Here is a 25,563-nt window from a genome sequence, read left to right as displayed (position 1 = left end):
ATGTTAAAATGCCCTAACTGCCAAAGCAAAGATATTGGAAAAATCGGGATCAACCAATATTATTGCTGGAGCTGCTTCATTGAGCTGTCCTTGTCAAAAGGAGTCATCAGCACCCATCAGGTAGAGGAAGACGGGACCCTGAGCTCCCTGGATGACCTGTTTGATGAAGATGACCGCCGCTATATACTATGAATAGAAGAGGTGACAGCATGAACAGACTAATGACAACAGCTCTTCTCATCGGCGCCGGCATGGCAGCCCAAAATTATATACAAAAAAATGACATCATGTCTTCAAGGCAGATGAAGAAACTGCAGAACAGGATTGTTCGTTCATTTTCATGATTCTATCCCCCATTCCGGGGGATTTTTGCATATTTTAAGCTTCCTGCTTCACACTACAAATGAGGTGGGAAAAATGGATATCCGGTTGAAATGGTTTTACAGGCTTGGTTTCCTTCTGCTGCTTTTCATTGTCTTATTTACATTTTTAAAGCTTCAGCCGTTGTGGCTCCCGGTCATCAGGACGCTTTTTATTATTATCTTTCCATTTGCAGCTGCAGCGTTTATTACATATCTTCTTCATCCGGTAGTTGAGCGTCTCCATGAAGCAGGCCTCCATCGCGGGCTGGCCGTCATCATCATCTATACCCTTTTCTTTGGGGGAGCAGGCTATGCGCTTTACAAAGGGCTTCCGGCCATTATAGTCCAGATCAGGGACCTGGCTGAGCACGCTCCGCAGCTGGCCGACCAGTACCGGGAGTGGCTCCTTCTTCTCCAGTCGAAGACGTCCCAATGGCCAGAGCCTGTCCAGCTCAGGATCGATGAAGGAATCCAGTCGCTCGAAGCCTCTCTTGACAGGCTTCTCTCAAGGGCGATGGCATTTGCAGGGGCTATCCTGAACTTTGCTTTGATTCTGATCATTATTCCGTTTATATCCTTTTATATGCTGAAGGACTTCCTGCTGATGAAAAAAGCAGTCTGGTATCTCACGCCAAAAAAATGGAGGGAAAGCGGAAGCCTGTTCCTGCGGGATGCTGATAAATCATTGGGAAGCTATATACGGGGGCAGCTGCTTGTATGTGCAGTCATCGGTGCGTTGAGTTCCCTGTTCTTCTGGATTGCCGGCATAAAGTATCCGCTTCTTTTGGGGGCAATCATCGGGGCAACGAATGTTATACCTTATTTCGGCCCGATCATCGGGGCGGTGCCGGCTGTACTGATAGCTTCTACCATGTCAGTGAAAATGATCATTTTTGCGGCAGTCATCGTCATGGTGCTTCAATTCCTGGAAGGAAACATCCTGTCTCCGCTGATTGTAGGCAAGAGCCTGCATATGCATCCGCTCCTTATTATGTTTTCCCTGCTGGCAGGCGGGGAAATCGCCGGTGTTGCCGGCCTTATATTGGCAGTTCCAGTGCTGGCCGTCCTTAAAGTAGGCGCCATCCATGCGAGAAGGCATTTTACAGCAAAACCGGCAGCCGAATAGCGGATGTCAGGAGTAAAAATGAAGCCGCCTGAAAAGAACAGATTGACAAATCAATTTTCATATCAGTATAATGCGACTATACGATAATTGAAGACAAGAACAACATGAAGAAGGATCGAGTATGTTATAGACCATCCTGGCATCTCTTTTTTAAGTGGTGCACCAGAGAGGAATTCCGCGGCTGAAAGGATTCCGGATGAAGAATAACAGAACGCTAATCCTGAGTGCAGCTAATCCCTGCCGTTCTCCGCGTTAAGGAGCTTGAGAGACGAAAGTTTACTTTCGTAATCAGGGTGGTACCGCGAGCAAGCTCTCGTCCCTGTCCAGGGATGAGGGCTTTTTGTGTTGTTTTTAAAGAATTCTTCGCTGCCCTGCACTTGAAGCAATGGCGGCAAAATAAGATCAGGAGGAAATTCTAATGAGAAATCTTACAGGTTCAGAAATACGCCGGCTGTTTTTAGAATTTTTCAAGGAAAAAGGCCATTCTGTAGAACCGAGTGCGCCACTTGTGCCCCACGATGATCCTTCATTGCTATGGATCAACAGCGGTGTGGCAACATTGAAGAAGTATTTTGATGGCAGGGTGATACCGGAAAACCCAAGGATTACCAACGCCCAAAAATCAATCCGCACAAATGATATCGAGAATGTCGGCAAAACGGCGCGCCACCACACTTTCTTTGAAATGCTGGGGAACTTCTCCATCGGCGACTATTTTAAGGAAGAAGCAATCGACTGGGCATGGGAGTTCCTGACAGATGAGCGCTGGATTGGATTTGACAAAGAAAAGCTGTCAGTCACCATCCATCCGGAAGATGAAGAAGCCTTCAGCATCTGGACGAATAAAATCGGAGTGCCTGAAGAAAGGATTATCCGCCTTGAGGGCAACTTCTGGGATATCGGGGAAGGCCCGAGCGGCCCGAACACCGAGATCTTCTATGACAGGGGACCAGAGTATGGGGATGGCCAAAATGATCCTGAGCTTTATCCAGGGGGGGAGAATGAGCGTTATCTCGAGGTCTGGAACCTGGTATTCTCCGAGTTCAACCATAATCCGGACGGCACCTATACACCGCTTCCAAAAAAGAACATTGATACAGGCATGGGTCTTGAACGCATGGCATCTGTTGTCCAGAATGTGGCAACAAACTTTGATACAGATCTGTTCATGCCGATCATCCATGCAGTGGAGAAGATTTCAGGAAGCAAGTATGGAGAAAGCAATGAACAGGACACAGCGTTAAAGGTTATTGCTGACCATATAAGAACAGTTGCATTTGCAATCGGGGACGGTGCCCTTCCTTCCAATGAAGGCAGAGGGTATGTACTGCGCAGGCTCCTTCGCAGGGCAGTCCGCTATGCAAAGCAGATCAATATTAACCGCCCATTCATGTTTGAGCTGGTAGATGTTGTCGGGGAAATCATGGCAGACTTTTACCCGCAGGTAACAGAAAAGGCCGAATTCATCAAAAAGGTCATCAAGAATGAAGAAGAGCGCTTCCACGAGACTTTGAATGACGGCCTTTCCATCCTTTCATCCGTCATTAAGAAGGAAAAAGAAAAGGGCAGCAATATCATTCCGGGCACGGACGTATTCCGCCTCTATGACACTTACGGGTTCCCTGTTGAACTGACAGAGGAATATGCCGAAGAAGAAGGCATGAAGATCGACCAGGACGGCTTTGAAGCTGAAATGGAAGGCCAGCGTGAACGCGCGCGTACAGCACGCCAGGACGTCGGGTCTATGAAGGTCCAGGAAGGTGTGCTTGGCGACATCAAGACTGAAAGCCGGTTCGTCGGCTATGAGGGACTTGAAACGAAGTCTGTCGTCGCTGTCATCATCAAGGACGGGCAAGTGGCCGAAGCAGCCGGGGCAGGCGAAGAAGTGCAGCTGATTCTTGACGAGACTCCATTCTATGCAGAAAGCGGCGGGCAGATTGCCGATAAAGGCGTTCTTGAAGGCGAAGGGGTTAAAGTCATCATCAAAGATGTCCAAAAAGCGCCGAACGGCCAGAACCTGCATAGTGCAGTCGTGGAAAGCGGCATTCTGGAAACCGGAGCCGGCGTCACGGCGGAAGTCAATCCGGATTCCCGCAACAAAGTGATTAAGAACCATACAGCTACCCATCTATTGCACCAGGCTCTCAAGGATGTGCTTGGCACGCATGTAAACCAGGCTGGCTCACTTGTTGGTCCGGAACGACTTCGCTTTGACTTCTCCCATTTCGGGCAAGTGAAGGAAGATGAACTGGAAAAAATCGAAGAAATCGTCAATGAAAAGATCTGGAGCAGCCTGAATGTCGCCATAGAAAACAAAGGGATCGATGAAGCGAAGGCAATGGGGGCAATGGCATTATTCGGAGAGAAATACGGAGATGTTGTCAGAGTGGTCCAAGTGGGCGATTACAGCCTTGAGCTCTGCGGCGGATGCCATGTCCGCAATACGTCGGCCATTGGTTTGTTCAAGATTATCTCTGAAAGCGGAATTGGCGCAGGAACAAGAAGGATTGAAGCAGCGACTGGCGAAGCAGCTTACAAGCTTCTTAAAGAACAGGTCAATATCCTGACCGAAGCCGCAGCTTCACTGAAATCGAGCCCGAGGGATGTGGCTTCCAGGGTGGATGCACTTCTCGGCGAAATGAGGCAGCTTCAGCGCGAAAATGAATCCCTTTCGGCCAAATTGGGCAATATTGAAGCTGGAAGCCTTGTTTCAAAAGCCAAGGAAGAGAATGGGATCACGTATCTGGCCGCAAAGGTTCAGGCAGCAGATATGAACAACCTCCGCAATATGGCGGATGACCTGAAGCAGAAGCTCGGTTCGGCAGTTGTCGTGCTTGGCAGTGTGAATGAAGGGAAAGTGAATCTCATCGCAGCTGTGACAAAGGACTATATCGAAAAAGGCTATCATGCCGGAAAAGTCATCAAAGAGGTGGCAGCACGCTGCGGCGGAGGAGGCGGCGGCCGTCCGGATATGGCACAGGCAGGCGGAAAAGATCCTGAAAAACTGGAAAGTGCGCTTCAATTTGTGGAAGAATGGGTAAAATCCGTTTGATATCGTTTGAAAGTAGTGTAGAATGTAGGTAACTATTAACATTTGCTGTGCGGGGCCGAAAAGCCGGTACAAGCTTCATGAGCTGTGCCGGTTCCGGCCGCAATGCAGAAAAGCGAGGTGTAATGTGATGAGCTCATTTGATAAGACAATGAGATTCAATTTTCCTGAGGAGCCATTTGAACATGATGTCAATGATGTTCTTCTGCAAGTCTATGAAGCACTTCAAGAAAAAGGGTACAACCCCATTAACCAGATTGTCGGGTACCTTCTTTCAGGAGATCCTGCATACATCCCGCGCCATAAAGATGCACGAAATATCATCCGGAAACTTGAACGGGACGAGATAATTGAAGAATTGGTCAAATCGTATTTAAAGCAGCAGCGAGAGGGATAGACTATTATGAGAAGCATGGGGCTGGATGTGGGTTCCAAGACTGTAGGCGTAGCGCTGAGCGATGAGCTTGGCTGGACTGCGCAGGGATTGGAGACCATCCGCATTAATGAAGAAGAAAAAGAGTTTGGTTTTGATCAATTAGGTAAAATAATTAAAGAGTACGATGTCAGCACCATTGTGGTGGGCCTCCCGAAGAACATGAACGGGACGATTGGTTTCCGGGGAGAAGCAAGCCAGTTTTTTGCCGGCGAGCTTGAAAGGCTCTTCGGGCTCCCTGTCGTCCTTTGGGATGAACGCCTGACTACAATGGCAGCAGAACGCGTTCTGCTTGAAGCTGATGTAAGCAGGAAAAAAAGGAAAAAAGTAATCGATAAAATGGCTGCCAGCATGATCCTCCAAGGATATCTGGACAGCCGGAAATGATGAGGTGGCATAATGGAACACGGAGAAAAGAACATTACAATCGTAGATGAAGACGGCAACGAACAATTATGTGAGGTGCTCTTCACATTCGACTCTGAGGAATTTGGCAAGTCTTACGTATTATACTATCCTGTAGGAGCAGATGAAGATGATCAGGATGACATCGAGATCCATGCTTCTGCTTATGTTCCCGGGGAAAGTGAAGAAGGCGACCTGCTGCCGGTTGAAACAGATGAAGAGTGGGATATGATTGAGGAAATGCTCAATACCTTCCTTGATGAAGAAGAAGGCGAAGAATAAGAATTGGACCGGTCCTGAGAGGGGCCGGTTTTTCTGTCTTAAGGAAAACAGGGTTATTTTAAGGAAAAGAGTGGAAAATTTTTGGTTTTTCGCTAAATTTCGCACGCTGATTTTGAAAGTATAGTATAATAATGCGAGATTATATAAAGGAACAGGCCAAACAGCCTTAGAATCCTGTACACTGAGGGGGATTAGATGTCTGCTGAAGAAAAGAATTCTAAAAAAGACCTGATTCGGCAAAAGATGCTGGAGCGTCAGAGTGAGGCAAAGGTAGTCCGCAGGATTGTGCTGATCATAGCGGCTGTCCTTGTGCTTACAGTCGGCCTGGTTGCCGGAGGAGGCTACTTTTACATAAAGTCCGCTCTTGAGCCAACTGATCCGGGCAATAAGAAGAAGATTCCCGTTGAAGTGCCGATCGGGTCTTCCGTTGGCGAAATTGCGCGCCTGCTGGAGGATAAAGGGCTCATCAAGGATGCCCGCGTCTTCAAATATTATGTTAAGCTTAAAAACGAATCCGGATTCATGGCAGGGGATTATCCTCTGAATCCGTCGATGACGATCCCTGAAATTATTGAAAGCTTGAAGACTGGAAAGGTCGTGCAGGAAGCCGTGTTTAAGCTGGCTATCCCTGAAGGCAATCAGCTTGACCAGATATCCGGTATCATTGCGGAAAAGACCGGGCAGAAGCAAGAAGATGTTTTTGCCAAGCTTAATGATAAGGAATTCATCAGCACATTGATGGAACAATATCCAGAGGTGCTGACAGAAGAAATTCTGAACGAAAATATTAAATATCCGCTGGAAGGATATCTCTTCCCTGCAACATACCCATTTTATAAAGAAAATCCAACAATGGAAGAGATTGTAAAAGTTATGCTCGATAAGACAAGAGAGGTGCTGGCCCAGTACAGCCCCCAGGCAGAAGAGCAGAATATGACTCCGCACCAGCTTCTGACCATGGCTTCCCTCATCGAGGAAGAGGCTACCCAGCAGGTGGACCGGAATAAAATCGCCAGCGTATTCTACAACAGGATTGAAACGGGCATGCCTCTGCAGACTGACCCGACAGTCCTTTATGCAAAGGGCGAGCACAAATCGAGAGTCCTTTATAAGGACCTTGAAGTGGACTCACCGTACAATACCTATAAAAATACCGGATTGACCCCTGGCCCGATCGCCAACGCGGGCACCATGTCAATCGAAGCGGCCCTTAACCCGGAAGACACGGATTTCCTGTACTTCCTTGCCACCCCGGAGGGAGAAGTCCTATTCTCCAACACGCTTGACGAGCATAATGAGAAGAAAGCAGAACATATAAAATAGAAAAGCGGAAAAGCCTTGCTCAGCCCCGACAAGCATAAGACAAGCAGGACGGAAGGTTGTTCTTTAACCTTTTGGCCTGATTGGCTTATGACTCGAGGGGCTAGGCTTTGGAGCTGGACAAAATAGAAAAGCGGAAAAGCCTTGCTCGATAGAGGAACGCAGACTAATAACGCCACGTCCTGTGGCAACGTCTGCATGACCCACATCCTGTGGGCCTCAAGCATAAGACAAGCAGGGCGGAAGGTTGTTCTTTAACCTTTTGTCCTGATTGGCTTAGAATCAGGGCGGGGCCAGAAAAAGGGAATGCGGAAACACTCGCATTCCCTTTTTGTTTATGGTAAAATAGTTCAAGTGTTTTATACAGACTGTTTATTAGCTGATTCATTCAGCCAGGCAGGCTGCAGCGGAACTGCCGGCAGCTGCCTATATAGCGATTATTATCTTTCTGCACAGTATGCCTGTGCATCCTTCATACGCATGTGTGATAGCGTGAACCACAGACAAGCATGGATTGGCTTCACTTAAGCCCTTTTCTGTACGGCCTTCCTAAAGGCTTTGCAAGACATCCGCTCTGTTGTGCGCTATTTTTTCATGCCTGAAACGGAGGCCGCAGGCGTCTAAAGGATGGAGGGGAAGACTGCTTGCTGACAGATAAAGTACATGGATATATAGAGGGACTGATTCCTGAACGGCCGGGACTTTTCCTTGAGATGGAGGAGTATGCAAAAGAGAATGGTGTACCCATCATGGAATTGCCGGGAATAGAAGCGCTTCTCCAGCTGCTCAGGATTCAAAAGCCGGAGCGGATACTGGAAGTTGGTGCAGCAATAGGATACTCTGCTCTCCGTATGTCGTTCGCGATCCCTGATGCACATATTGTGACAATTGAAAGGGATGAAGAGCGGATTGAAACGGCCCGCGGATATTTCAGGGCTGCAGACCGGGAGGACCAGATCACCCTGCTTGCGGGAGACGCCCTTGAGCTCGAGGGAGAAACATTAAAATATGGCTCCTACGATGCAGTATTCATCGATGCGGCAAAAGGCCAGTATAAAAATTTTTTTGAGATATATGCGCGCCAGCTATCAGATGGCGGCTTGATCATAACGGACAATGTCCTGTTCAAAGGGCTTGTCTGTGAAAGTGAAATTGAGAATAAGCGCATTCGCAGTCTTGTGAAGAAAATCAGCGAGTTCAACGCATGGCTGATGAACCATCCGGATTATGATACTGTCATCCTTCCGGTCGGCGACGGCATTGCAATCAGTAAAAAGAGGTGACCATAATGAAAAAACCTGAATTGCTTGTTACTCCAATTTGTACAGAAGATATCATCCCGCTTGCGGAAGCAGGGGCAGACGCTTTTGTAGTTGGCGAGCAGAGATACGGCCTGAGGCTGGCCGGCGAATTCAGCAGGGAACAAGTAGCAGAAGCAATCACATTGGCCCATTCAAAAGGCAAAAAAGTGTATGTGGCCATGAACGCCATTTTCCATAATGAAACAGTGGACGAGCTTGGCGATTATATTCGTTTTGTGCAGGATGCCGGGGCGGACGCAGTCATTTTCGGAGACCCGGCTGTATTGATGGCAGCCCGTGAGGCAGCGCCTGGCATGAAGCTCCACTGGAATACAGAAACAACTGCCACAAACTGGTATACATGCAACTACTGGGGAAGAAAAGGCGCCAAGCGCTCTGTCCTTGCCCGTGAAATCAATATGGATTCCATTATTGAAATCAAGGAAAACGCAGACGTTGAAATCGAGGTCCAGGTGCACGGCATGACAGCCATGTTCCAATCTAAGCGCTCCCTTCTCGGGAACTATTATGAATACCAGGGAAAAGCGATGAAGGTCGAAAACCGGGCGAAAGAGCAGAATATGTTCCTTCATGATAAAGAACGGGAAAATAAATATCCGATTTTTGAAGACGCAAACGGGACCCATATCATGAGCCCCAATGATATCTGCATTATCGATGAGCTCCAGGATATGGTCGAAGCCGGTGTGGATTCATTCAAGATTGACGGTATCCTGAAATCAGCAGAATATATCCTGGAATTGACAAAGCTATACCGCAAAGCGATCGATTTGTGCACAGAAAATCTGGAAGAATACGATGAAGTGAAAGATGACCTGCTGAACGCAGCGGAAGAAATCCAGCCTGATAGCAGGCCGCTGGATACAGGCTTTTTCTTTAAAGAAACCGTATATTAATTCAACTATTAAGCCTATTTTGACTTATAATCAGGAGGTTTTATCGTGAACGCAATTAAAGATAATATCTCGCAAATAGTGAACGGCAAAAGGGTAATCGTGAAAAAGCCTGAGCTTCTTGCTCCGGCCGGGAACCTGGAAAAGCTGAAAATTGCCGTACACTATGGCGCAGATGCCGTTTTCATCGGCGGCCAGGAGTATGGGCTCCGGTCAAATGCCGGCAATTTTACATTTGAGGAAATGAAGGAAGGCGTAGAGTTCGCGAAGAGCTATGGTGCAAAAATCTACGTAACGACCAATATCTTTGCCCATAACGAAAATATTGACGGGCTTGAGGACTATCTTCTCGGCCTCAAGGAAGCGGGAGTGGCTGGAATCATTGTAGCCGATCCGCTGATCATTGAAACCTGCCGCAGGGTTGCCCCGGAAATCGAGGTTCATCTGAGCACCCAGCAGTCGCTGTCAAATTGGAAGGCTGTCCAGTTCTGGAAAGAAGAAGGGCTTGAGCGGGTTGTGCTTGCAAGGGAAACAAGCGCCGAAGAAATCCGTGAAATGAAGGAAAAAGTGGATATCGAGATTGAAACATTCATCCATGGCGCCATGTGCATCGCCTATTCAGGCCGCTGCACCCTGAGCAACCATATGACAGCAAGGGATTCCAACCGTGGAGGCTGCTGCCAGTCATGCCGCTGGGATTATGATCTTTACAAGCTCGAAGGATCTGAGGAAGTGCCATTATTTCAGGAGCAGGATGCACCTTTTGCCATGAGCCCGAAGGATCTGAAGCTGATAGAATCCATCCCGCAAATGATTGAATTGGGCATCGACAGCCTCAAGATTGAAGGCCGCATGAAGTCGATCCACTATGTAGCTACAGTTGTCAGTGTTTATCGCAAGGTCATTGATGCTTATTGTGCGGATCCCGATAATTTTGTGATCAGACAGGAATGGCTGGTGGAATTGGACAAGTGCGCGAACAGGGAAACAGCGCCTGCCTTCTTTGAAGGGGTTCCAGGGTATAAAGAGCAGATGTTTGGAAATCATAGCAAAAAGACGACCAATGATTTTGCCGGCCTGGTCCTTGGATATGATGAAGAAACACAGATCGTCACACTTCAGCAGCGCAATAAATTTGCACCGGGGCAGGAAGTTGAGTTTTTCGGTCCGGAAATCGAGAACTTTACACAGGTGGTCGATAAAATCTGGGATGAAAAGGGCAACGAACTGGATGCTGCCCGCCACCCGCTGCAAATCGTCCAGTTTAAACTGGACAAGCCGGTATACCCTAACAACATGATGCGGAAGGAGTTTTAACATAATGAATCGCAAACCTGTTGTTATTGGTGTTGCCGGCGGATCCGGCTCTGGAAAGACAAGTGTGACAAAAGCGATTTATGAAAGCTTTAAGGGTCATTCCATCTTAATGCTTGAGCAGGATTATTATTATAAAGACCAGACCCATCTTCCGTTTGAAGAAAGGCTGAAAACTAATTATGATCATCCGCTTGCATTTGATAATGACCTTCTGATCGAGCATATCGAAAAGCTGCAGAGCTATGAACCCATCGAGAAGCCTGTCTATGATTATGCCATGCATACAAGGTCCACTGACGTCATCCATGTGGAGCCAAAGGATGTCATCATCCTCGAAGGCATACTTGTACTGGAGGATGAAAGGCTCCGCAGCCTCATGGATATGAAGCTTTTTGTGGATACGGATGCAGATTTGCGCATCATCAGGCGCCTTTTCAGGGATATTAAGGAACGGGGCAGATCGATGGATTCAGTCATTGAGCAATACGTCAATGTTGTGCGCCCGATGCACAACCAATTCATCGAGCCGACGAAGAGATACGCAGATATCATCATCCCGGAAGGCGGCCATAACCATGTGGCCATTGACCTGATGGTAACAAAAATTCATACAATTCTTGAACAAAAGTCATTTTTATGAAACAATAGCATAGAAAAAATGTTAAGATAAGTCTAATGAACAGAAAGCATGCGCGCCCTTTGTCAAAAGGACGCGCTCCTGTGCATTTGCGAATAAAGCAGATGCTTACATACTTACCAATGCACAATCTAAATGGGGGTTGTGATTCTAGAAGGAGTGAAGGATATTGGCTACAGAAAAAGTATTCCCAATGACACAGGCTGGAAAAGAAAAGCTTGAGCAGGAACTGGAGCATTTAAAAACGGTAAAGCGTAAAGATGTTGTAGAGCGTATTAAAATCGCCCGCAGCTTCGGCGACCTTTCCGAGAACTCTGAATATGACTCAGCGAAAGAAGAGCAGGCATTTGTAGAAGGGCGCATCACGACCCTTGAAAATATGATCCGCAATGCAAAGATCATTGAAGAAGATGAAGCAAGCGGCGATACAGTAACACTTGGACGCTCTGTCACATTTGTTGAACTTCCTGATGGCGAAGAAGAATCTTACACAATCGTCGGAAGTGCAGAGGCAGATCCATTTGAAGGCAAGATTTCCAATGATTCTCCAATCGCAAAAAGCCTGATGGGCAAAAGGGTCGGGGATGAAGTGACAGTCCAGACGCCGGGCGGGGATATGAGCGTCCGCATCACAAGCATTAAATAAGGATCCAGTCTTTTTCATAAATATGGTTTGAAATGGGCACACCTCGTCAACACTTTTGACGAGGTGTTTTTTTATGTGGAAAAAAAGGGCCATCATTGTCATAAGTATATTCATGCTGGGGATTGTGCTGCTGATCGGGCGGCTCATCCAGATCCAGCTTGTTTCAGCAGAACACTTTTCTGCTCATAATATCAATCTTCTGGATGCCAGCGTCAGGCAGCGTTCCCAGGAGATGGTGATCGACAGCGGCAGAGGCTCTTTCCTGGACAGGAACGGCGAGCCCCTGACACATCAGGAAATACCTGTGCTGGTTTTATTTCCATTTTTGAAAAATATGGATTGGGATTCGCAAAAGGTTGCCTCCATCACAGGCATATCGGAAACGGCCCTTTTATATAGCATCAAAGGAGCAAAAGAGCCGTTTGCCTATGGCAAGCCGAAGCCTCTTGAATTGACCGATGCACAGGCAGAACAAATCAACTCTCTGAAGATACCGGGTGTATTTGCCGTTGAAAAGAAATACAGCCTTGCCAATAATCTGGCAGAACAGCTGATCGGCATCACCGGACAGAATAAAGAGGCGGTGCAAAAGCGCTATCCCGGCAAAAACCTTCCCGAAGATACCGTGATTGGCGTTTCTGGTCTTGAAGAAAGCTTTGATGAGTTTCTGATGCCTGACGGTGAATCCAAACTCGTATACCATGTGGATGCGGCAGGCGGCCCGCTGTTTGGGATAAACGTCAAATATGTCGAGCCTGCAAACCCTTTTTATCCTGTCAACATCAAAACCACTCTGGATGCCGCCCTCCAGGAGGAAGCAGAACGGCTGGCAGATGTGCATGGAATCCGAAATGGCGGGATTGTATTACTGGATATAGAGAAGAATACCGTCCTTGCCATGGTGTCCAGGCCGCAGATCAATAAAACGGCTCCTTATAAAGACGGGGGCATGGTGAACGCAATGATTAAACAGCAGATCATCGGATCCGTTTTTAAAACGGTGGTGGCAGCTGCAGCCATTGATTATAATCTGGACAGCCCCGAAAGGCAGTTTGACTGCAGCCGGAAAATCAATGGCGAACCGGACACGGTTTACCAGCATGGAATGCTGAATTTTACAGACAGCTTTGCCAGGAGCTGCAATAATACATTTGCAACCATTGCCAAGGAACTGAAAGAGATAGATCCTGCCATACTGGAGGATTATGCCGGAAAGCTGTCTCTTACAGGAAAGTCAGGCTGGGAAGGGGATATCTATCACTTCACTGATTTCCATCAGCTCGCGGGGGAGGATGAAGGCCGGGTGTTTTACTCAGAGGATGCCAAGAAGGACAGCAATTTTGTCGCCTTGACCGGCATCGGACAGCATGAAGTGAGGGCCACTCCGCTTGCGGTGGCGAATATGATGGCCACCATTGCCAAAGGCGGAAAAAAAGAAAGCATCCGTGTTGCCTCTGAAATTGAATATAAAAATGAAACCTCGCTGCTGAAATTTCCGTCCAAAGATTTAGGGGGCGGCAAAATATCCCCTTATACGGCCATGAAACTGCAGAAGCTTTTGAGAGAAGTTGTTGTCAATGAAGAAGGAACCGGAAGATGGTTCAAAGAGCTTCCATATTCAGTGGCCGGCAAATCAGGAACTGCGGAGACTGGACAGTTCGATGATGGAAAGCAGCTGCATAATAAATGGTTTGCGGGATACTTCCCTTACGAAAAACCCAAATACGCACTTGTCGCAGTCAATCTTGGAGTCAAAGAGAACGAAGGGGGAGTCAATCCGCTTTTTGCAGATATGGTTAAAGCTGTCCATGGGTTTGATGAAGAAATGCAATAGAAGATGCCCGCAGCCGGCAAGTTTTTCTAACATCAAATTCCTTCATGTTTTGCCGGCACTCATGGTAGAATGTTGACAACCATATATATGGGGAGGAGAAAAACACGTGAATGGCAATTTCGAAGAATCAAACGGGTCATCCCGCTCAGGGAAAAGGGCTAAAAGAAGAAAAACCAATATTATTCTAAATACGCTGATCGGGGTTGTGCTTTTATTGATCATTATTGTATCTGCCGCGATATTCCTTGGTGGCAATGATGATGAAGCAGCCGAGCAGGCACCGGCGTCTGAAAAAGCCGATCCAGAAAATAATGATAAGGATAATGATAATAATACATCTGATGAAACAGCAGGCCAGGAAGAAGAAACAGACCAGGCTGAGGATTCTGCCCAGGATGGCGGAGATGCTGAAAATCCGGATGAGGATAATGGGGAAGAAGCAGAAGGAGACCAGGATATAGAAGAAGATGCTGAGGTCACCGACGGCGGCAGTGCTCCTGATGTCGAAAAGACCATTGTCAATCCATCATGGCAGCCGGTCGGCACTTCCCAGACAGGCGAACATACAGCCGTCTATGAAGGCGTGGACTGGAATGAAATGGTTCAGGCCATCACCTATGCCACTGGAATACCAGAGAGCAATATGACCATCTGGTTCTTAGGGAATAACGGCCCAAATCAATCGGTAGGGACCGTCTCCACCAAAGACCAGCAGGAAAAATACCGCGTCTACATTGAATGGGTGGACGGACAAGGATGGAAGCCTGTTAAAATGGAAGAGCTGAACAGCATCCAATAAAATAAGGCACTAATGAAATATCATGATAAGAAAAGGGCTGCTCTCTTTTTTCAAAGAGAAAGTCTTTTTCCGAAAGCAGCAAACTATACGAAAACAGCCTAAAGTAGAACCGGCCCGCCGGATGATCTGTATAAACAGATTGCCGGCGGGCCGGTTTTTATTTATGTTTAGATTTAAAGAGAACGACTGCAGTAAAGTAAGTCCTTCCGTTCTCATCCACATGCATTCTATGGGAGACATGGTGGACAGTCAGCAGGATAGCTTTGTTTACTTCAATCTGATCGTTTATTTTCTTCTCCAGGTCCTTTAAATTCTGCGCCTCAAAAAATTCAACCTTATCTTCAATCATATCAAATTGAAAGTTCATGAGAATCTTCCCTTCATGCTTTGTCCTCCTTATTTTACAGGAAGTTCTGCAGATTTTGTACAACCCGGCCCGGTTTTGAGACTGGATTGTGCAGAAATTTCTTGGATGATTTCTGTTGAATTAAAAAATAGTCTGTGATAAATTGAGAACAAGTCACTTTTTAATTCATAGTATACTTATAGGATTTGTGAGTATACAAAAACAGGAGTGAAAAAAATGGGGAAAGAATTTATTGAGCTGTTTGAACAATGGGCGGATTCATACGATGACAGTGTGACCGGACATGATCTTGAATATAAAGAGGTTTTCAGAAATTATGAAGGGATCCTGGATGCAGTAGCCGGCCGCGCATCGGGCCATGTACTGGAGTTCGGCCCGGGGACTGGCAATCTGACGGCAAAGCTCCTGGAAAAAGGGCTCCGGGTAACTGGCGCTGAGCCTTCTCCTGCCATGAGGAAGATTGCGGGGGAAAAGCTTGGGGAGCGGGCGTCTATCGTAGAGGGAGATTTCCTGTCCTATCCTGATAAGGATCCGGTCAATACGATTGTGTCTACTTATGCTTTCCACCATTTGACCGATGCAGAAAAGAACGAAGCGGTTGCATCATATAGCCACCTGCTTGCGATAGGTGGTAAAATAGTTTTTGCGGATACAATGTATGAGTCTGAAGAAGCCTATAAGAAAGCGATATCAGATGCAGAAGAACAAGGCTTCCACAATCTGGCAGAGGATCTGCAGCGTGAATATTACACAACCATCCCGGTCCTTAGAGGGATATTGGAACAGAATGGTTTTAAGGCAAGTTTTTCCCGCTGCAATGACTTTGTCTGGCTGATGGAAGGTGAAAAAATTTAAGGAAGAGGTTCTATCATGAAAATAGCAATCATTGGAGCAATGGAAGAAGAAGTGACTCTATTAAGGGAAAGTATTTCAGAGGCAGCAGCAGAAACGATTGCCGGCTGTGAATTCACTTCAGGAAAAATGGATGGAGCCGAAGTGATCCTCCTTCGCTCCGGGATCGGCAAAGTAAATGCGGCAATGTCCAGTGCCATTCTTCTCGAACGCTTCAAGCCCGACTATATTATCAATACAGGATCAGCCGGCGGCTTCAATCCTGAGCTTAATGTCGGAGATGTGGTCATTTCCACGGAAGTCCGCCACCATGATGTCGATGTTACGGCGTTCGGCTACGAATACGGACAGGTGCCCCAGCTGCCTGCAGCATTCGAGGCAGATCAGGATCTTATCAGGATCGCCGAGGACTGTGCCAGCGAAATCAGCGATATACAAACTGTAAGGGGCCTGATTGCTACTGGCGATTCCTTTATGAGTGATCATGAGCGCGTAGAAGCAATCAGGACGAAATTTACGGACCTGCAGGCTGTCGAAATGGAGGCCGCAGCAATTGCACAGGTTTCACACCAATTCGGAACCCCATTTGTGGTCATCCGTTCTTTATCAGATATAGCCGGCAAGGAATCAGATGTTTCTTTCGACCAGTTCCTGGAGAAAGCGGCCCTGCATTCGGCAAATCTCGTTATGAAAATCGTTTCTTCGCTTAAAGAGAAAGCATAAGGAAGGCGAAAAAAAGGGAGAGAGACTCTTTGAAAGTTTTTAAAAGTGTCCATGAGCTTATCGGAAATACACCGATCATAGAGCTTCAGCATTTCGATGTGCCTGAAGGAGTCAGGCTGTTTGCCAAGCTGGAGTTCATGAATCCTGGAGGCAGTGTGAAGGACCGTCTCGGGATGGAGCTTCTGAATGAAGCATTTGAAAGCGGAAAGCTGCAAAAAGGCGGTACGGTGATTGAACCTACAGCAGGCAACACCGGCATAGGCCTTGCATTGGCAGCCCTGAATAAAGGCATCAGCGTAAAAGTAGTCGTGCCTGAAAAATTCAGCCTGGAAAAGCAGGACTTGATGCGGGCTCTGGGAGCTGAGGTCATCAACACCCCGACTGAGCTCGGTATGAAAGGCGCAATCGCAAAGGCTGATGAACTATTGAAGGAAATTCCGGGCTCCTACTGTCCAAGGCAGTTTGGCAATCCGGCCAACCCTGAAACCTACTATAAGACACTTGGCCCCGAGATGTGGGAGCAGATGGCCGGCGATGTTGATATATTTGTGGCAGGAGCAGGCACTGGCGGAACTTTCATGGGAACGGCAAGATACTTAAGAGAACAAAATCCTGATATCAAAACCGTCATTGTGGAGCCCGAGGGATCTATTTTGAACGGCGGGGAATCAGGACCGCATAAAACGGAGGGCATCGGCATGGAATTTCTGCCGGATTATATGGATGAAGCCTATTTCAGCAGCATCCATACTGTCCTTGATGAAGATGCATTCAGGCGTGTAAAGGAGGCGGCAGAAAAAGAAGGTCTCCTGGTCGGCAGCTCTTCAGGCGCAGCCCTCCATGCAGCGCTGGCCGAAGCACGGGATGCGGGGCCGGGAACGAATATCGTCATGATATTCCCTGACAGCAGTGAACGCTATTTGAGCAAGAAGATTTACGAAGGAGGCATTTAATATGAAAAGAAAAACAAAACTCATACATGGCGGTATTGCAGGAGACCCGCATACTGGGGCCGTCAATATTCCAATATATCAGGTCAGCACGTATAAGCAGGAAGGTGTCGGCGGACATAAAGGCTTTGAATATTCCAGGACAGGAAACCCGACAAGGCATGCGCTTGAAGAGCTGATCAAGGACCTTGAAGGAGGCGAGGCAGGATTTGCCTTCGGTTCCGGCATGGCAGCCATTACAGCCGTTATGATGCTGTTCGACAGCGGTGACCATGTCATCATGACAGATGACGTATACGGAGGCACCTACCGCGTTATGTCCAAAGTACTTAACCGTTTTGGGATAGAGTCATCATTTGTAGATACAAGCAATCTTGACAACATTGAAGCTGAAATCAAGCCCAATACAAAGGCTGTCTATCTTGAAACGCCGACAAACCCTCTTCTTAAAATCACAGACATTGAAGGGGCTGCAGCAGCTGCAAAGAAGCATGGCCTGCTGACCATCGTCGATAATACATTCTCAACTCCATACTGGCAGACACCGATCAGTCTTGGGGCGGATATTGTCCTTCACAGCGCCACCAAATATATCGGCGGCCACAGTGACGTAGTAGCCGGCCTTGTAGTCGTTAACAGCAGCAAGCTGGCAGAAGATCTGCATTTTGTCCAGAACTCCACAGGAGGGGTGCTCGGCCCGCAGGACAGCTGGCTGCTGATGCGCGGGATCAAGACACTTGGGGTGCGCATGGAAGAAACAGAAGAAAACACAAAAGCAATTGTTGGATTCCTGCAGAAACACCCTGCTGTAAGCAAGGTTTACTATCCTGGCATTGAATCGCATCCAAACCATGATGTGGCCAAAAAACAGGCGCAGGGCTTTGGCGGCATGGTATCATTTGATGTCGGCAGCGAAGAGAATGCCGACAGGCTCCTCAGCAAGGTAAAGTACTTTACCCTGGCAGAGAGCCTAGGGGCAGTAGAAAGCCTGATTTCAGTGCCGGCCAGGATGACGCATGCATCCATCCCTGCGGAGCGCCGTGCTGAACTAGGCATAACAGACGGGCTTGTGCGTATTTCTGTCGGACTTGAAGATAGTGAAGACCTGATTGAAGACTTGAAAAACGCACTGGAAAAGTAAAACAGCGGAGAGCCTTAAGAGGGCTCTCCTTTTTATCAGACAGTGATTTAACAGATATTTACATCGAATAGCTGCCAGAACTATGTTATGGTAGATGCATAGCTTAGAAAAGTAGGTGAACGCATTGAAAACCCAAGCAAAACAGCTTTATCAGAAAATGACAGATTATAAGAGGTTTGCAATTGCTTTACTGGCAGTCGGCGCGTTTTTCTATTTGGGTGTGATCATTCCGCAGGAAGCGAAGGAAGCTTTCAGCCTTAATATCATGGCTGCTGCTTCAATGGTGTTTCTGCTTGGTTCTATATATTTCTTCTCTGTTTCCAAAAAGCTGCGCAGCAGGCTCAGCGAGATGGATGAAGGCGAAGAATTTTTGATGAAAAAATAAAGATTTATAGATAGCAGGGTTCGGGGCGATATGCTCTGAACCCTGTTCTATTTGCTGTGTTAGTATAGCTTGTTGATTTTGGGCTCATTTCAGCACAGCTGAAATGAGCCCAAAATCAACAACAATGTTTAACAAAGCCTTCTTTTTAAAAATTGGCATGATCCATTCCAGCGGCTATTTTCCAAACTTTTATACAGCTGCCTGATAAGAAATAAAATAAAAATTGAAAAATAGGCAGATTTTAGGTTTACAAATGGATTAAAAGTGGATATACTTACCAATGTAAGCGAATATTTCTAGAAAAGGAGGCTGAACGAAATGATCAATGTAATTGTGATGAAATCAAAAACAACTAAATTTAACACGTATTCAGCCTTTAAGGAATGGAACGCTTAATTTCAATGCATAGCATTAATTAGCATATCCGTGCCGCAGGGTGAATCGTGCCCTGCGGCTTTTTATGTCCATTCGAAGGCCGCAGGGGATAGTCCTCTGCGGCCTTTTTGCGTGCCCGCAGGATATGACAAGGGAGGTGAGACATGATGACACTCAATATTTTATTTTTATCCATTACGATCAGAAAGCGAACGATGACTGCAGAAGAAATTATGATGCAGGAGCAAGCCAAAAAGATCCATGACCAAAACAAAGATCGCCAATATTCAATGTACCGTCCATTTTAATCTGTAATGAAAAAAAATACTTCGCGAAAGGTGGAATTTTAGATGATTTATTTAATGCAGGGCCGTCAAGCAATCTTTTGGGTGGAGAAGGACTCCACCTAACTGTTCGGTTGGGAGGAATGAATGATGCTTTTGAACGTATTGCTGCTGACACTGCCGTTTAGGAAAAAGGCCGCCAAAAAACAAGGTTAACAAAACTTTCACAACAAGGGCGCTGTCATGAAGCTTCCATATGGTACATTCAAGTCAGGAAATGACAAATCATAGGGAGTGCTGACCATGTTCATGATTGTAATGGGATTGGTAGTCTGCTGTGCAGCCGGCCTGATCATCTCAGCCGAGGTAGGGGCGGAGTGACAGAAAAGAAGCACAAGCGGGACTGGGGGGTAACCCTGGGACCTGCTTGTGCTTTTTTTTGAGCAGAGAATTGGGAATTGTGAGCCGGGATTACAATTTTGCTTTATTCCGGAAATAGCGGATTCAGCAGAGTGAGGTAGGACCACTATTCTGCCTTAATTCGGAAATAGTGGTTTCAGCGGAGTGAGGTAGGACCACTATTCTGCCTTAATTCGGAAATAGTGGTTCCAGCGGAGTGAGGTAGGACCACAATTTTGCTTAAATTCGGAAATAGTGGTTCCAGCGGAGTGAGGTAGGACCACTATTCTGCTTTAATTCGAAAATAGTGGTTCCAGCGGAGTGAGGTCGAACCACTATTCTGCTTTAATTCGAAAATAGTGGTTCCAGCGGAGTGGGCAAGAACCAATATTCTGCTTCATCCGGAAAAAATCCCCGCTTAACCTTATTTCTCTCTCTCCGGACGCTTCCACAGATAAAACGTCAATCCGGCCGTCGCTGCCAGCAGAAACAGCCCCCTCGCAGAAATCCCTTCAAAGATAAACTCCGCTGCGGTTGATAATAAGACTATGATAAGAACCAGTAAAATGATTAATTTTTGCGGTGACATAACTTAACCTCTTTCATATCATGTCCTTATATTTTATAGAGATTAAGCTGTTTTGTCTAATGCTGTACAGCTGGCCGGGCAGCACTGCCCGGCATGATTGTTTGGAAAAATATATGTGGGACAGACAAAACATGGCTTGCGCTTTCATAGGAATTAGTTATAGGCAATAGTCCTAGAAAGCGGGGGTGCATTTATGTCAGGAATTGCAACAGCACTTGGCTATTTGGTAAAGGAGATTTTTTTCCTTGTCTCTTATGTAAAAAACAATGCTTTTCCCCAGCCGCTCTCAGCTGCCGACGAGAGAAAGTATCTGCGGCTAATGGCGGAAGGCGATGCCCATGCACGCAATATGCTGATTGAACATAATCTGCGGCTTGTGGCGCATATTGTGAAAAAATTTGAAAACACGGGAGAGGATTCAGAAGATCTCATTTCTATAGGCACCATCGGCCTGATCAAGGCGATCGAAAGCTATTCGGAAGGGAAAGGCACAAAGCTTGCAACCTATGCCGCACGCTGTATCGAAAATGAAATCCTCATGCATCTCAGGGCCCTTAAGAAAACAAAGAAGGATGTTTCTCTCCATGATCCGATCGGCCAGGATAAAGAAGGAAATGAAATCTCCCTGATTGATGTGCTGAAGTCTGAGTCAGAGGATGTTATTAACACGATTCAGCTGAATATGGAACTGGAGAAGGTTAAGGAGTATATTGATGTGCTGGATGACCGGGAGAAAGAAGTCATCATCGGCAGATTCGGGCTTGATTTAAAAAAAGAAAAGACCCAGAGGGAAATTGCCAAGGAGCTCGGGATTTCGAGGAGCTATGTATCCAGGATTGAGAAGCGGGCGCTCATGAAAATGTTCCACGAATTTTACCGGGCAGAAAAAGAAAAAAGAAAAAGCGGGGATAAATAATCCCTGCTTAACAGGAAGGGCACTGGAGATAGTGCTCTTCTTTATTTAATTCTTCCGTTCTTCAGCAGCAGGTTCCAATGATCTCCGGAATCAGCAGATTCGTATATATCATATAAATAGGTGGAAAAAGAGATGGTGCCGGCTTTCTTATAATTGGCGGCAATATAAGTAATCGGATTGTCATAACTCAGAAAAGGGATATCAAGCCCCTCAGTATCCAAACTGGCAAGGTCAATGCTTTTTAAGAGGATTTTTTCATTTTCCACTGAAGAATAGATCAGGCTGTCCTCTGTAAATGCCAGTGCAGTGGTCATGACAGGATCTGAGACTCTTTGGACCGTCTTTCCGAAATCATTGGACAGGAAGATACCTGAGCGGGTAGACATGGCCATCATGCCTTCCTTTGAAGGATGGACAGCTATCATACCTAGAGTATCAGACTCCATGCCTTCCAATTCCGCCGGCTCCCAGTTCTCTCCTTTATCAGTGGAACGGAAAACACCGGCACCAAGCTCTGATTCAGGCTCCTGGCTGATGACGTATAAGGTTTCTCCGCCGAAGCCTGCCGCCAGGAAATAAAACTGGTCTTTGCCGTAGAACTTGATCTGTGACAGGGTAGCTCCTTTGTCATCACTCCTGATTATGCCGAGCGGGCTTCTCAGTCCAGCTCCTTCTGCAGGCTTTCCGCTTGATATAAATCCGTTTTCGACTGCCTGGAAGCCCGTATACATATGCTTGTTTTTATTTTGCTCAAGCCATTGTCCGTCTTTATAGAACTTCAGGCCATCTTCTTCTGCTGTATAAAGCGCGTCATCATTACCAGGATAGCCAAGGCCATAAATATTGCTGATCTGCTGTTTTTCTGCCTTTTTAATGTCATAAGCTTCCTCTGTCACGGGCTGTTCCTTCTCCTCGCTGCTGTTTTGCTCCTCTTTTTCAGGGGTGCATCCTGTCAGCATAATGAGAACGGTGAAGGAAAACAGGAGAATTAATGCTATTCTCAACTTCATTGTATCCACTCCAGCTATGTATAGTCAGCGCACAGGCTTCTTAATAAGCCTGTGCGCTGACAATATTATATCAGAAAAGACATAAAAGAGCCTAAAGATGCCATATGCTTGTCCATTTGAAAATTTGTATCTCTATAGGAAGGAAAAACTTTATGAGTGCCCAGTGCTTTTTTGCCGATCTGAGATGGTGATTTTTATTTTTCCGGATCCTCCGCAAAGGGAGCAGGTTTTCTTGAACAGCCTGCAAGCAGAAGCCCGGCCTGTTCCTTTGCATCTCCGGCAGATGGAAATGATCTTCATGGAATACCCCCGTTCCAGTGAGCTATAATGCAGGGTATTCACCCGGCCATGAATTGCTACAAATTTGTGCTCTTTTTAGAGGAAACCGGCATGTTTGCCCAAACAGGGGCGTTTGTACAGCATAAAATAACATCAGAGAGTCTGAATATTTTCATCTGGAAGCTTTAGTCTGAAGGGAGGTAAGAGAGCAGTGCATTATCCATATCCGTACTACCCGCCGCCTCCGCCAGTGCCCTATTACAGGGCAGGCGGTGCATGGTATGCGCTGATTGTCGTACTCTTGATCCTGCTGATCGTGTTCGGGGGATGGACCTATTATGGCAACTGCTAGCAGCAGTGGGGAAGGTGGGCCGGCCTTCCCTTATAATCGTGCATATTGATAGAAATTTCGGAAAAATAAACTTATAATAGACTAGAATACATAAGGGGGGACTTACAATGGCAACAGCTTTATATTCAGAAGTTTGGGATTTGGATGTTTTTTTCGAAGGGGGAAGCTCCTCCAAGGATTTCGCCGTACATATAGATCAAACAAAACAGCTGATCGATGAATTTATCATGTTGACAGAAGGCTGGCAGCCATCATCGGCAGAGCAGGATCAGCAGACCCTGCTGAACTTGATCGAAAAATTTGAAGGAACCACCAAGAAACTGCGCCAGGCAGGAGCATTTGTAAGCTGCCTTGAAGCGCAGAATATGGCCGACAGCAAAGCCAATGAGCTACGTGCTGCAGTCACAGTACTAAGTGCAGGCTTTCAGAATGCGCTGACTGATTTTGACGAAAAGCTGGCCGGTTTTTCTGATGAGGACTGGAAGCAGCTGCTTCAGGCGGATGGATTATCAGAGCTAGAGTTCGTCCTGACAGAGCGCCGGGAAAGGGCAGCCGAAAAGCTTTCCAAGCAGGAGGAATCCCTCATCAATGCACTCGGTATTGACGGTTACCACAGCTGGGGACAGATGTATGATGTAATCGTCGGGAAAATCAGGATTCCTTTCAGTGATAAAGGCCAGGAACAGCTGTTGTCTGTAGGCCAGGCAGCCAATAAATTTTCAAGCCCGGAAAGAAATGTCCGGAAGAATGTATTTAAAGAGTGGGAAAATGCCTGGGACAAAGAACAGGATTATCTGGCGAAGACACTTAACCATCTTGCCGGCTTCAGGCTGAATGTTTACAAAATGCGCGGCTGGGATGATGTTCTGAAAGAGCCGCTTGAAATCAACAGGATGAAAAAAGAAACACTGGATGCGATGTGGGGTGTTATCTCCAAAAACAAACAGCCGCTGGTGAAATTTTTGAACCGAAAAGCAAGCCTGCTAGGGCTTGAAAAGCTCAGCTGGTATGATCTTGATGCTCCGCTTGGTTCTACAGAGACTAAGGTGCCTTATCAGGAGGGAGCAGAATTCATTCTGGATCATTTCTCTAAATTTGGCGAGGAAATGACCTCATTCTCAAAAATGGCATTCGAAAATAAGTGGATCGAGGCTGAGGACCGTCCAGGCAAGCGTCCAGGAGGTTTCCATACTTATTTCCCTGAAAGCAGCCAGTCCAGGATTTTCATGACCTATTCCGGGACGCCTTCAAACGTGTCCACGCTTGCACATGAACTGGGCCACGGCTTCCATACTTATGCCATGAAAGATCTGCATCCGCTTAACAGGAATTACAGCATGAATGTCGCGGAGACGGCTTCTACCTTTGCTGAAATGATCGTGGCTGACGCAGCTGTTAAAAATGCGGCCACAGAAGAGGAAAAGCTGGCCCTGCTGGAGGACAAAATTCAGCGTTCTGTGGCACTCCTGATGAATATCCATGCCCGTTTCCTTTTCGAAACCAGCTTTTACAATGAGCGCAAAAATGGCATGGTAAGCGGCGGGCGCCTTAATGAACTGATGCTCAATGCTCAGAAAGAAGCCTACGCTAATGCTCTGGATGAGTATCATCCGTCATTCTGGTCATCTAAGCTTCACTTCTATATCACCGGGGTTCCGTTCTATAATTTCCCTTATACATTCGGATATCTTTTCTCCCTTGGCATTTATGCTATTGCACTGGAAGAAGGCAAGGGGTATGAAGAAAAGTATATCAGCCTGCTTAAAGATACAGCTGCCATGACAGTCGAGGATCTGGCGATGAAGCATTTGAATGCAGATTTGACTAAGCCTGATTTCTGGGAAAAAGCTGTAAAGCTGTGTATGGACGATGTAGAAGAATTCCTGAACCTGACTGAAAAGTGATAACAAAGAAAACCGCACATATTCTGTGCGGTTTTTTAAATGCAATTTAGCTTTTACATTTTCCTCAGCCTGAATGGGCTGATCATCAGAAGGGAAAGGAGCATCATGAGGTATAAATAAAAATGCTGCGGAAAGTATGGGACAGCCAGAAAACTGAGTGTGGCCAGGCAGCCTGCCGCGGTAATCGGCAGCCCGGTAAAATAGCCGGTATTCTCTGAAATATTGAAGCGGGCCAGCCTGAAAGCACCGCATGCTATATAAAAGACGGTAAAAAAGGAGCCGGGAGCCCCGAAATCAAACAGAATAGATTGATAAATGAGTAACGCCGGTGCCACGCCAAATGATATAATATCACTCATGGAATCTAGCTGTTTGCCTAGCTCTGATTCGATATTCAGCTTTCTGGCCAGCATGCCGTCAAAGCGGTCGGCAAGCGCCGCGATAAAAATGAGCAGAAGGCTGAGATTCAGGCTGCCATTAAGGCTGTAAATGATGGCAAAACCCCCGAGCGAAAGATTCAGAAGGGTTAAAGCATTCGCTGTCTGGGTCTTTAATTTTTTGACCGTGCTGTCAAAAACCTCCAATAAGAACAATCTCTTCACTCCTTATAAG

The 25,563-nt window shown here is 46.7% G+C and carries 28 protein-coding genes; 24 read left to right on the top strand and 4 right to left on the bottom strand.

Translation table 11 applies throughout. The features are described 5' to 3' along the window. From FZD51_RS21120 to FZD51_RS21050, 15 genes are all read left to right on the top strand, one after another. On the top strand, nucleotides 1–192 hold the full coding sequence (locus FZD51_RS21120) for a hypothetical protein (RefSeq protein WP_009796221.1): 192 nt from the start codon (nucleotides 1–3) through the stop codon (nucleotides 190–192). 17 nt (nucleotides 193–209) lie between these two features. Beyond that, nucleotides 210–344 carry a YrzQ family protein gene (locus tag FZD51_RS21115; RefSeq protein ID WP_022544219.1) on the top strand — a complete coding sequence of 45 codons (135 nt, stop codon included), beginning with the start codon at nucleotides 210–212 and terminating at the stop codon, nucleotides 342–344. Between the two features lie 73 nt (nucleotides 345–417). Beyond that, on the top strand, nucleotides 418–1,488 hold the full coding sequence (locus tag FZD51_RS21110) for an AI-2E family transporter (protein ID WP_094766995.1): 1,071 nt from the start codon (nucleotides 418–420) through the stop codon (nucleotides 1,486–1,488). 418 nt (nucleotides 1,489–1,906) lie between these two features. After that, a complete protein-coding gene (gene alaS, locus FZD51_RS21105; protein WP_148976553.1) occupies nucleotides 1,907–4,540 on the top strand; it encodes an alanine--tRNA ligase in 2,634 nt (877 codons plus the stop codon). 127 nt (nucleotides 4,541–4,667) lie between these two features. Beyond that, a complete protein-coding gene (locus tag FZD51_RS21100) occupies nucleotides 4,668–4,934 on the top strand; it encodes an IreB family regulatory phosphoprotein (protein ID WP_009796225.1) in 267 nt (88 codons plus the stop codon). 6 nt (nucleotides 4,935–4,940) lie between these two features. Further along, the gene (gene ruvX, locus FZD51_RS21095; protein WP_148976552.1) at nucleotides 4,941–5,357 is read left to right on the top strand and encodes a Holliday junction resolvase RuvX; all 417 of its coding nucleotides are present in this window, start codon (nucleotides 4,941–4,943) and stop codon (nucleotides 5,355–5,357) included. A 12-nt stretch (nucleotides 5,358–5,369) separates the two neighbouring features. Next, entirely contained in the window at nucleotides 5,370–5,657 is a 288-nt protein-coding gene (locus FZD51_RS21090; RefSeq protein ID WP_009791701.1) for a DUF1292 domain-containing protein, read from the top strand. A gap of 195 nt (nucleotides 5,658–5,852) precedes the next feature. Beyond that, complete coding sequence (gene mltG / locus FZD51_RS21085) at nucleotides 5,853–6,980, top strand: endolytic transglycosylase MltG (RefSeq protein WP_148976551.1); 1,128 nt, start codon at nucleotides 5,853–5,855, stop codon at nucleotides 6,978–6,980. Nucleotides 6,981–7,621: 641 nt separating this feature from the next. Further along, nucleotides 7,622–8,260, top strand: a complete 639-nt coding sequence (locus FZD51_RS21080) for an O-methyltransferase (RefSeq protein ID WP_148976550.1) — start codon at nucleotides 7,622–7,624, stop codon at nucleotides 8,258–8,260. Between the two features lie 5 nt (nucleotides 8,261–8,265). Next, nucleotides 8,266–9,195, top strand: a complete 930-nt coding sequence (locus tag FZD51_RS21075; protein ID WP_148976549.1) for a peptidase U32 family protein — start codon at nucleotides 8,266–8,268, stop codon at nucleotides 9,193–9,195. Between the two features lie 45 nt (nucleotides 9,196–9,240). Next, nucleotides 9,241–10,509: a peptidase U32 family protein gene (locus FZD51_RS21070; RefSeq protein WP_148976548.1), complete on the top strand. Its 1,269-nt coding sequence runs from the start codon at nucleotides 9,241–9,243 to the stop codon at nucleotides 10,507–10,509. Nucleotides 10,510–10,513: 4 nt separating this feature from the next. Then, complete coding sequence (gene udk, locus FZD51_RS21065; RefSeq protein WP_009791706.1) at nucleotides 10,514–11,149, top strand: uridine kinase; 636 nt, start codon at nucleotides 10,514–10,516, stop codon at nucleotides 11,147–11,149. Nucleotides 11,150–11,315: 166 nt separating this feature from the next. Beyond that, nucleotides 11,316–11,792, top strand: coding sequence for a transcription elongation factor GreA (greA, locus tag FZD51_RS21060; RefSeq protein ID WP_009791707.1), 477 nt, complete (start codon nucleotides 11,316–11,318; stop codon nucleotides 11,790–11,792). Between the two features lie 73 nt (nucleotides 11,793–11,865). Next, the gene (locus tag FZD51_RS21055; protein WP_148976547.1) at nucleotides 11,866–13,626 is read left to right on the top strand and encodes a peptidoglycan D,D-transpeptidase FtsI family protein; all 1,761 of its coding nucleotides are present in this window, start codon (nucleotides 11,866–11,868) and stop codon (nucleotides 13,624–13,626) included. A 106-nt stretch (nucleotides 13,627–13,732) separates the two neighbouring features. Beyond that, nucleotides 13,733–14,425, top strand: a complete 693-nt coding sequence (locus tag FZD51_RS21050; protein ID WP_148976546.1) for a DUF1510 family protein — start codon at nucleotides 13,733–13,735, stop codon at nucleotides 14,423–14,425. Between the two features lie 157 nt (nucleotides 14,426–14,582). Here FZD51_RS21050 and FZD51_RS21045 read toward each other — a convergent pair whose 3' ends face one another. Further along, complete coding sequence (locus FZD51_RS21045) at nucleotides 14,583–14,792, bottom strand: YrzA family protein (protein WP_148976545.1); 210 nt, start codon at nucleotides 14,790–14,792, stop codon at nucleotides 14,583–14,585. Between the two features lie 216 nt (nucleotides 14,793–15,008). Here FZD51_RS21045 and FZD51_RS21040 point away from each other — a divergent pair, with 216 nt between their 5' ends. From FZD51_RS21040 to FZD51_RS21015, 6 genes are all read left to right on the top strand, one after another. Further along, entirely contained in the window at nucleotides 15,009–15,647 is a 639-nt protein-coding gene (locus FZD51_RS21040; protein WP_148976544.1) for a class I SAM-dependent methyltransferase, read from the top strand. A 15-nt stretch (nucleotides 15,648–15,662) separates the two neighbouring features. Continuing rightward, nucleotides 15,663–16,367 (top strand): 5'-methylthioadenosine/S-adenosylhomocysteine nucleosidase, encoded by a 705-nt coding sequence (mtnN, locus tag FZD51_RS21035; RefSeq protein WP_148976543.1) that lies wholly within the window; start codon nucleotides 15,663–15,665, stop codon nucleotides 16,365–16,367. Between the two features lie 29 nt (nucleotides 16,368–16,396). Next, on the top strand, nucleotides 16,397–17,320 hold the full coding sequence (locus FZD51_RS21030; RefSeq protein WP_148976542.1) for a PLP-dependent cysteine synthase family protein: 924 nt from the start codon (nucleotides 16,397–16,399) through the stop codon (nucleotides 17,318–17,320). Between the two features lies 1 nt (nucleotide 17,321). Beyond that, nucleotides 17,322–18,458, top strand: a complete 1,137-nt coding sequence (locus FZD51_RS21025; protein ID WP_148976541.1) for a bifunctional cystathionine gamma-lyase/homocysteine desulfhydrase — start codon at nucleotides 17,322–17,324, stop codon at nucleotides 18,456–18,458. Between the two features lie 124 nt (nucleotides 18,459–18,582). Beyond that, nucleotides 18,583–18,843, top strand: a complete 261-nt coding sequence (locus FZD51_RS21020; protein WP_148976540.1) for a YrhC family protein — start codon at nucleotides 18,583–18,585, stop codon at nucleotides 18,841–18,843. A gap of 539 nt (nucleotides 18,844–19,382) precedes the next feature. Beyond that, nucleotides 19,383–19,526 (top strand): YrzI family small protein, encoded by a 144-nt coding sequence (locus FZD51_RS21015; protein WP_262381039.1) that lies wholly within the window; start codon nucleotides 19,383–19,385, stop codon nucleotides 19,524–19,526. Between the two features lie 799 nt (nucleotides 19,527–20,325). Here FZD51_RS21015 and FZD51_RS26305 read toward each other — a convergent pair. Then, nucleotides 20,326–20,490 (bottom strand): hypothetical protein, encoded by a 165-nt coding sequence (locus tag FZD51_RS26305; protein ID WP_009796249.1) that lies wholly within the window; start codon nucleotides 20,488–20,490, stop codon nucleotides 20,326–20,328. Nucleotides 20,491–20,683: 193 nt separating this feature from the next. Here FZD51_RS26305 and sigK point away from each other — a divergent pair, with 193 nt between their 5' ends. Beyond that, on the top strand, nucleotides 20,684–21,406 hold the full coding sequence (sigK, locus tag FZD51_RS21010; RefSeq protein WP_094767010.1) for an RNA polymerase sporulation sigma factor SigK: 723 nt from the start codon (nucleotides 20,684–20,686) through the stop codon (nucleotides 21,404–21,406). A 41-nt stretch (nucleotides 21,407–21,447) separates the two neighbouring features. Here sigK and FZD51_RS21005 read toward each other — a convergent pair whose 3' ends face one another. Beyond that, on the bottom strand, nucleotides 21,448–22,416 hold the full coding sequence (locus FZD51_RS21005; protein ID WP_148976539.1) for a F510_1955 family glycosylhydrolase: 969 nt from the start codon (nucleotides 22,414–22,416) through the stop codon (nucleotides 21,448–21,450). Nucleotides 22,417–22,906: 490 nt separating this feature from the next. Here FZD51_RS21005 and FZD51_RS26300 point away from each other — a divergent pair, with 490 nt between their 5' ends. Continuing rightward, complete coding sequence (locus FZD51_RS26300; RefSeq protein WP_187445847.1) at nucleotides 22,907–23,047, top strand: hypothetical protein; 141 nt, start codon at nucleotides 22,907–22,909, stop codon at nucleotides 23,045–23,047. Nucleotides 23,048–23,154: 107 nt separating this feature from the next. Continuing rightward, nucleotides 23,155–24,951, top strand: coding sequence for a M3 family oligoendopeptidase (locus tag FZD51_RS21000; protein ID WP_148976538.1), 1,797 nt, complete (start codon nucleotides 23,155–23,157; stop codon nucleotides 24,949–24,951). Nucleotides 24,952–25,004: 53 nt separating this feature from the next. Here the strand turns inward: FZD51_RS21000 and pssA are convergent, their stop codons facing one another. After that, a complete protein-coding gene (pssA, locus tag FZD51_RS20995; protein WP_148976537.1) occupies nucleotides 25,005–25,544 on the bottom strand; it encodes a CDP-diacylglycerol--serine O-phosphatidyltransferase in 540 nt (179 codons plus the stop codon). Between the last annotated feature and the right edge of the window lie 19 nt (nucleotides 25,545–25,563).

Source organism: Bacillus infantis, from assembly GCF_008180445.1.
In the GTDB taxonomy this organism is placed as follows: domain Bacteria; phylum Bacillota; class Bacilli; order Bacillales; family Cytobacillaceae; genus Bacillus_AB; species Bacillus_AB infantis_B.
Note: the sequence above shows the minus strand (reverse complement) of the source record. Positions and strands in the feature narration are given on the sequence as shown.